This window comes from Celeribacter halophilus (assembly GCF_018860305.1).
Classification (GTDB): domain Bacteria; phylum Pseudomonadota; class Alphaproteobacteria; order Rhodobacterales; family Rhodobacteraceae; genus Celeribacter; species Celeribacter halophilus_A.
The window spans coordinates 22,543-29,765 of sequence record NZ_JAHKPE010000001.1; the positions used below are offsets into that span (position 1 = coordinate 22,543).

General features: G+C 55.2%; 6 protein-coding genes. 2 read left to right on the forward strand and 4 right to left on the reverse strand.

The features are described from left to right. The 3 genes from KO492_RS00100 to KO492_RS00110 all read right to left on the reverse strand — a co-directional run bounded on the left by KO492_RS00100 (nt 1) and on the right by KO492_RS00110 (nt 3,790). Nucleotides 1-1,668 (reverse strand): ABC transporter permease, encoded by a 1,668-nt coding sequence (locus tag KO492_RS00100; RefSeq protein WP_252735145.1) that lies wholly within the window; start codon nt 1,666-1,668, stop codon nt 1-3. Further along, complete coding sequence (locus KO492_RS00105; protein WP_216043117.1) at nt 1,665-2,732, reverse strand: ABC transporter ATP-binding protein; 1,068 nt, start codon at nt 2,730-2,732, stop codon at nt 1,665-1,667. Before KO492_RS00105 ends, KO492_RS00100 begins: the two co-directional genes overlap by 4 nt. An 80-nt stretch (nt 2,733-2,812) precedes the next feature. Then, nucleotides 2,813-3,790, reverse strand: coding sequence for an extracellular solute-binding protein (locus tag KO492_RS00110; RefSeq protein WP_216043118.1), 978 nt, complete (start codon nt 3,788-3,790; stop codon nt 2,813-2,815). Nucleotides 3,791-3,985: 195 nt separating this feature from the next. Between KO492_RS00110 and KO492_RS00115 the strand changes: the two genes are divergently transcribed. Then, entirely contained in the window at nt 3,986-5,122 is a 1,137-nt protein-coding gene (locus tag KO492_RS00115) for an ROK family transcriptional regulator (protein WP_252735148.1), read from the forward strand. Between the two features lie 853 nt (nt 5,123-5,975). Here the strand turns inward: KO492_RS00115 and KO492_RS00120 are convergent. Continuing rightward, a complete protein-coding gene (locus KO492_RS00120; RefSeq protein ID WP_216043120.1) occupies nt 5,976-6,275 on the reverse strand; it encodes a hypothetical protein in 300 nt (99 codons plus the stop codon). A gap of 110 nt (nt 6,276-6,385) precedes the next feature. On the opposite strand from KO492_RS00120, the gene KO492_RS00125 reads away from it, so the two are divergent. Beyond that, nucleotides 6,386-7,210 carry an alpha/beta hydrolase family protein gene (locus tag KO492_RS00125; RefSeq protein WP_216043121.1) on the forward strand — a complete coding sequence of 275 codons (825 nt, stop codon included), beginning with the start codon at nt 6,386-6,388 and terminating at the stop codon, nt 7,208-7,210. The last annotated feature ends 13 nt before the right edge of the window (nt 7,211-7,223 follow it).

Consider the following 7,223-nt stretch of genomic DNA (forward strand, 5'->3'; position numbering starts at 1 on the left):
TCAGACGAAGTTGGTTTCACGATCTTCCGACAGCCGGAAGACGAGAAAGACGCAAAGTCCAGTGCTGATCGTAAGAACCGTCGAAAGTGCGGCGGCCACACCAAATTCTCCGTCCACGACAGACAGGTAGATCTTGACTGGCATGGTGACGGTGCTCGACGTATAGACGATCAGGGTCGAGGACAATTCGTTGATCGCTGTGATGAAACTCATCAGCGATCCGACGATGATCCCCGGCATAATCAGCGGCACGGTGATCTTTGCGAAAGTCTTGGCCGGCGAAGCTCCTAGAGCTATCGCGGCTTCTTCGATCGAGGGTTTAACCTGTCGAAGCACCGAGCTGGTCGAGCGCACGCCATAGGGCAGGCGGCGAATAAAGACGATCAGCACGATCATGGTTGCGGTTCCCACAAGGTTGTACCAACCGCTGCTGAAGGTGGTCACGAAGCCGATTGCCATCACCACGCCCGGCACCAAATAGGGTACCATCAGGATCAGATCCAGTAGTCCGGAGGTAAAGCTTTCGCGGCGCACCACTATGAAACTCAGCAGGCTCGAAACCACAGCGATTAGCGCGACGGCGCAGAGCGCAAAGATGAAGCTGTTTTTTACCGCTTCGGGGGCTTCGGCCATGATGCGACGGTAGCTGTCCAGCCCAAAGCCGCCCGAGAAAACGGGCCCGTTCGTGGCAAGAAACGATGTCCAGATCACCACGAAGGAGGGGATCATCCCGGCCAGAGCGATGGAATAGGACATGACATGCACCAATACCGATTGCCACCACCCCCGCAGCGGCGCGCGCCGGCATTTGTGGGTCATCGATGAAGCATAGCGACGCTTAGCCAACATCCGGCGCTGAATCAGGAGGGCTAGCATCGAGATGGCAATCATCACCATTGAGATGGTTACTGCCATAGTCGGCGTGCCGCCCATTTCCGATGTATATTGCGTGTAGGCGATGGTGGACAGTGTGCGCACCCCGCGACCGATTATGGCGGGTGTGCCAAAGTCGGCGATCGACAGTACGAAAGATATAATTGCACCGGTCGACACGGCGGGAAACACCAGTGGAAAGGTCACCTTGCGGAACCGCCGCCAGGCACTGCATCCAAGATTTTCGGCCGCGTCTTCGAGGCTCTTGTTGATGCCATTTAGTGCATTTTCGGTCATCAAGTAGATGAATGGAAAGAACTTAAGGCTGAACACAAGGATAATCCCTGACATGCCGTAAATAGAGGGCATGTCGATGCCGATAGCTTCAAGCGCGTTGGTGATCGCGCCGTTGTTGCCCAGAAGCATGATCCAAGCATATGCGCCGATAAAGGGGGGCGAGACCAGTGCAAGTACGGCCATCGTCGAAATCAGCGTCCGTCCACGCAGCTGAAAACGCGACATGCAGAAGGCCAAAGGCACTCCTAACAGACAGGCGCCGATCATCCCGGCAAAGCCGACGATCAGAGTGTTGCTCAGCGCCGACACATAATAGCGGCGCGTAAATATCTCAACGTAGTTTTCAAGGGTAAAGCGGCCGGTTTCGGCATCCTCAAAGCTGATCACAAATACCGACAGGATCGGTAGGAACAGCAGTACTGCGAGCATGACGCATGCGGCGATCATCACCCATGTCCAGAAGGATGGCGCGGTCAGGCGCAGTGATCGGGTGATCATGCCAGCCTCCGTCCGGTCACGCCGGCTTCAAAAACCTGTGCCTTTGTTGGATCAAAGGCCAGATGAGTGTGCGCACCACGCGGCAGGTCAAGCAGCGAGGCATCCGGGGCGCAGATAGCTTCAACTTCGTGGCCGTTTTCAAGGTGTAGTGCGACTGAGACCTCACGACCTGTAAAGGCCACTTGATCCAACGTGGCGGGCAGGGTGACCATACCTTCGGGGGCAGAGGCCGGGTCGGAGATGGTGTGCAGGTTTTCGGGACGCAGAGCTAGCTCGGCGCCTGTGGAAGGAACACCAGCAGCGAGGGGTACCGGTACGCCGGTGATGGCACCGTTTTCCAGCGGTACGAAATTGTTCGACCCCACAAAAGCAGCCACAAAGCGGTTCGCGGGACTATGGTAGATCTCCCACGGCGCTGCTGCCTGCTGGATGACGCCGCCGTACATAACGCAGACGATGTCTGACATGGCTAGGGCTTCTTCTTGGTCGTGGGTAACGTAGACGGTCGTCATGTCCATGCTTTGCTGCACGGCGCGTAATTCTCGGCGCAGATCGACACGCAGCTTGGCATCAAGGTTGGATAGCGGTTCATCCATTAGCAAAAGAGTCGGCTGCACGACCAGTGCGCGGGCCAGACCAACGCGTTGCTGCTGGCCTCCCGACAACGCGTGAGGCATGCGTTCGGCAAAGGCGCTGAGCTGTACCTTTTCCAGAATCTCGTCCACGCGGCGGGTGATCTCGGCGCGCGGCACTTTGCGTTCCTTCAGGCCGAAAGCGACGTTTTCACGTACCGTGACATGCGGAAATATGGCGTAATCCTGAAAAACCATGCCCACGTTACGGCGATGCGCAGGTAATTTTCCGATGTCGGTGCCATTGACTATAATCTCGCCACTGTCATGTGCATGAAACCCTGCAATCGCGCGCAGTAGCGTGGTCTTTCCGCAGCCTGAGGGGCCGAGCAAGGTAAAGAAGGTTCCTGTCGGGATTTCGATATTGATCTCGGAAAGAGCTAGCACATTGCCATAACTCTTTCGTACCTGTTTCAGGTGTACGTCAGCCATTAGAGGGGGTCTTTTTGTTAGGAAAAGGCGGAAATCGTTCGCTCGCTGGCAGTGCCAGCGAGCTCTTAGTGTTGTGATGATCAGAGCAGGTCGAGCGATAGTTCCTGCCATTCCTTAATCAGGCGCTCGCGGTTTTCTGCGGCCCAGATGGCATTATACTCACCGGCGGGAACCTCCTCGAGCGGGATCAGCGTGTCTTTCGACGGAACGTCCGAACGGATCGGGCGGCGACCGATCTCGGAAACCACGGCTTGCGCTTCAGGCGACGCAATGAAATCGATGAAGGCCTTGCCAGCATCTGCGTGCGGGGCATCAGCCAGTAGAGCCATAGCATCGGGCACAATGGCGGTGCCGTCGGTCGGATAGACGATCTCGACAGGGCCACCACCATCGCGATAACGCGACGCGGCATCTTCAAGCGTGATGCCGATGGCCAATTCGCCGTCGTTTACAAAGCGCGGGACTGCGCCGGTCGAGCTCGAAATCACCATGTTGCTCATGATACCTTTGTAGGTTTCCCAACCGGCCTCTTCGGTTTCGCTATTCTGCAGCACCGTGGCTAGCTGAATGTAGGCTGACCCTGATCGGTCCGCAGCCGAAGACGAGATCATGTCGTCGTATTCAGGCTTAGCCAGGTCCGCCCAAGAGGTTGGAACAGGCAGGCCGTCAAGCGCATCCTCGTTCACGGCAAAGGCCATGACCACAGCGGTGAATGGGGTCCAGATGTCACTTGTGCGGAAAATGTCATAAAATTTGTCCGCATCGGAGGGAGTGTAAGGCGCAAAGAGTTCTGTGTTGAGGTCGAGCAAAGAGCCGTCAACGCTCCAGATCACATCAGCAGTCTGCTGGCCTTGTTCGGCACGCAGACGATTGAGCAGTTCGCCTGAGCCAGCCTTGATTAACTCGGCATCGTGGCCGGAGGCTTCTTCGAACATCGGCAGAAGTTCGTCGATCATTTGCTGGGGCGCAGCAGAATAGATAACAACAGTATCGGCTTGGGCAATAGTGCCGCAAAGGGTAACTGCGGTTGTGATGAAAAGTTTGGAAAGGAAGGTCATGTCGGTCCCTGTTGTTTAATTGTCTACGTTGTTGGTTGGCCGTAGCAATATTAAATTTCTTTACGTAAAATAATATGTCAAGCATGCGGATGCACTTGTCACGGTTTTTTTGTTAAGTAATGTACATTAATCATGCTGGGTGCCGGGAGAGAGCGTTCGGGGTGCTTATCTCTTAGGCGGTGGGGAAGTAGAGTGATGCTGAATCTGGGGTATAATGAACGGCGCGCGTTGGAAATCATACGTAGTGATGGGCCGATTCCTCGCGTCGAGCTTGGTCGCCGGCTGTCGGTTTCGGCGCCTACCATGACGCGATTGACCGGCACGCTTGTTGACCACGGGCTAATACTCGAGACACACGCTGAAGATCCCCCTGAGGGACGCGGTCGGGGCAAACCCTCAACCATGCTTGATCTAAATGGTGACGGGCTGCATTCAGTAGGAGTTTTCTTTGACCCCGATGAAATGTCGGTCTGCGTATCCGATCTGCGTGGCAATATCCGCGCAGAACGCCGAATGGTGATCAATTCACGTCAGTTCGAGGATCTGATGACGCAGGCTTCGACTGCCGCAGAGCAGGTGCTAGCGGAGGCGGGGCTGGACCGCGACCGGCTTGTGGGCTGTGGGATAGCTTTTCCGGGACATTTCTCGAAAAACTCTGGGCGACTGACGCAGATTCCGCAATTTGCGGATTGGCGTGCAATCAATGCGCCCGATGATTTCCAACCTTATTTTGACATGCCCGTGCATCATGAGAATGATGGCAAAGCTGCAGCACTGAACGAGCTTTACTATGGGGTGGGCAAGCGGCGGGACAATTTTGCGCTTATTCTACTGACATATGGCATCGGCGGCGGCATCGTTATCCGGCGCTCACTCTATCGGGGCGCCCACCGCAACGCGGCAGAATTCGGCGGAATCTTTCCCAAGTCACGGCCGCGTCCTTCGGGTCAAGATCTGTGCGATCATCTGCGTATCAACGGCTTGAAGGTAGAGCGCCTGTCCGAAATTGGCACGCGTTACATAGATCACCGGCTAGTGGCGGACTGGGTCGACCGTGCGGCTGAGCAACTGCGTATGTTGGTGCTGATGCTGGCGCGAACTTTAGATCCGGGTGAAATCGTCATCGGAGGCACGTTGCCCATCGCTTTGCAGGAATGCATGCGCCAGCGGCTTCTCGAAGGTAGCCTTGGTGAGGATTTCTTAGTCGAGGCCCCGGAAATATCCGTCACGCCACACAGTGCCTTGATGCATCGCGGCGCGGCGACCATTCCATTGTACCGGACGATGACGCCAGGTCATTATCCTGGTCGGGTGTTGAAGGGTTGGCGCTAAAGTGGCTTTGATGATGTAACCACCCACCGACGGCATCGATGTGCCAAGGTGGGTCTGCAATGATCCACAAAAAGGAGAGAGGTCATGTCGGATATTACCACAATCTGACTCGATTTGCGAAAAATCAACTCAAACGCCTATGCTGGGTTGAAAAGAGTCCTAAGTCTAATGAGGTCACTATGTCGGTTGACGAAACTGCAATACGCCGATGGGCCGACCGCCACGAATGTCGTAGCCGCCTACCAATACTTGTTCGTCGACTGATTAGGGAGACCACGGAATCCCTTGTCTCAATGCGCTTTCCCGGAAACGAGGCTGTCGATTTGCCCGGGCTTGACGGTCAAGTGGAATGTGAAGCCGGAACAGTCTGGGTGCCGAAAGGCCGAAGCGTATGGGAAATGGGTTGCAATGTAGACCCTCGAAGTAAGGCCGACGATGATTATCGAAAGAGAACTAAAAAAACGCCGCCAGACCAGCGTGAGAATACTGCATTCGTTTTCGTAACGCCGAGGCGGTGGAACGGAAAAGAAGACTGGATTAAAGAGCGACGTGCTGAAGGCGCTTGGGCGACCGTCAAGGCATTCGACGCTATAGACCTTGAGACTTGGTTGGACGAAGCGCCTGCCACGTCCCGCTGGTTGGGTGAAAAGCTGGGTGTGGCCTGGCCCGGGCTAAAGACACCTCACGAATGGTGGAATAGCTGGGCGACAGCTTCGGTGCCGCCATTGTCCATCAAGCTTGTTTCATCTAGGCCGCACAACGAGCAACAGGTGTTGTTGCAGAAGCTGCGCGACCGAGAGCAGATAGTACCCGTTCAAGCTGACGATAGAGGGGAGGCCGTTGCATTTGTGGTTCAATGGCGGCTTCGGGGAAGCTGCGATGCGGCGTCCGCTCTCACCGCCAGCGTCCGCTTCGGGCTGGGACCGGTCATCCGGTTGGTCGCGCCGAAGCCCGCAAGGTCAAGATTTGCGTGCCGCAGCGCCGCAAGTCCGGTTTGAGCCCACTTTTGCCAATATACTGCACCGCCGCGAATGTCTGCTGTCGTTGGCTTATCAAAAACGTTCCAGAACTGGCCTGGTTTTGAAAGGGGTTTTCGACGGCTCAAAATGAGGTGGTTTTTGCATGTTCCAAAAACGAGCGTTTTTTGTTGCATTCCAAATATCTGGCATGGAGAGCATTGCACCCACTTCTAGGCGCTATAATACTTCAAAAGTGAATCACTTCTTCCAGTTTGGGACTGTGAAAAACCTAGGAGCACGGCCCATGAAATCCGCCATCTTCTTTTACTTTTTTATCGCCTGTGCAACGCCGTCTTTTGCAGAACAATCACTTGGTGTGACATCAATTGCTGTGACAGATGAAGCTCAAACTCGTCCATTGAATTTGTCACTCTGGTATCCGGGGAGCGGCGGCACGCAAGAGGATGTGGGTGCTAATGCTGTTTTCACGGGCGTTATTGCAGGCCGCGATGCGATGGTGACTGAAGATCACCTTCCAGTGGTGTTTGTTTCGCACGGCGGATTGCGATCCGCCGAAGACTCAGGTACATGGCTGACTGCCGGGCTTGCACGTGCGGGATATCTTGCCGTTGAGATCAACTCGCCACGGCCAACTAATGCTGCTACTGCCGTAGATGAAATATGGCACCGCCCCAATGATGTCAGTCGGTCAGTTGATGCAATTCTGAGAGACCCTGTTTGGTCAGAACGCATTGATAAAGATCGCATTTTCGTAGTGGGATTTGCACTTGGTGGCACGGCAGCACTGGAACTTGCCGGAGGCAACTTCGATTTACAATCCTATAATCTGTCTTGCGACGAGCCTGCCCAAGGACCGGACTGTGCTTGGTATCAATCCCAAGATGTGGCTTTGAGTGCCGTTGATCAGATTGAGTTGGCTAAACCCCGGCGAGACACCCGCATTTCCTCGGTCGTAGCGATTTCTCCTGAATACTCTGCTGTGTTTTCTGGCGGGCAATCCTCGGTAGAAGCGCCGACGCTGGTGGTTGCTCTTGGCCACGACAATGCGCTGCCATCCGTTACACCGACAGCTCTCTTCACCCAAGCGCCGTTCCCTGATGCGCACTAGAGCTGCGAAAGCC

Excerpts from the sequence above, each read along its gene's own strand:
- KO492_RS00105 (WP_216043117.1), bottom strand. The coding sequence starts at position 2,732 with ATGGCTGACGTACACCTGAAACAGGTACGAAAGAGTTATGGCAATGTG.
- KO492_RS00100 (WP_252735145.1), bottom strand. The coding sequence starts at position 1,668 with ATGATCACCCGATCACTGCGCCTGACCGCGCCATCCTTCTGGACATGG.
- KO492_RS00125 (WP_216043121.1), top strand. The coding sequence starts at position 6,386 with ATGAAATCCGCCATCTTCTTTTACTTTTTTATCGCCTGTGCAACGCCG.
- KO492_RS00120 (WP_216043120.1), bottom strand. The coding sequence starts at position 6,275 with ATGCAACAAAAAACGCTCGTTTTTGGAACATGCAAAAACCACCTCATT.
- KO492_RS00115 (WP_252735148.1), top strand. The coding sequence starts at position 3,986 with ATGCTGAATCTGGGGTATAATGAACGGCGCGCGTTGGAAATCATACGT.
- KO492_RS00110 (WP_216043118.1), bottom strand. The coding sequence starts at position 3,790 with ATGACCTTCCTTTCCAAACTTTTCATCACAACCGCAGTTACCCTTTGC.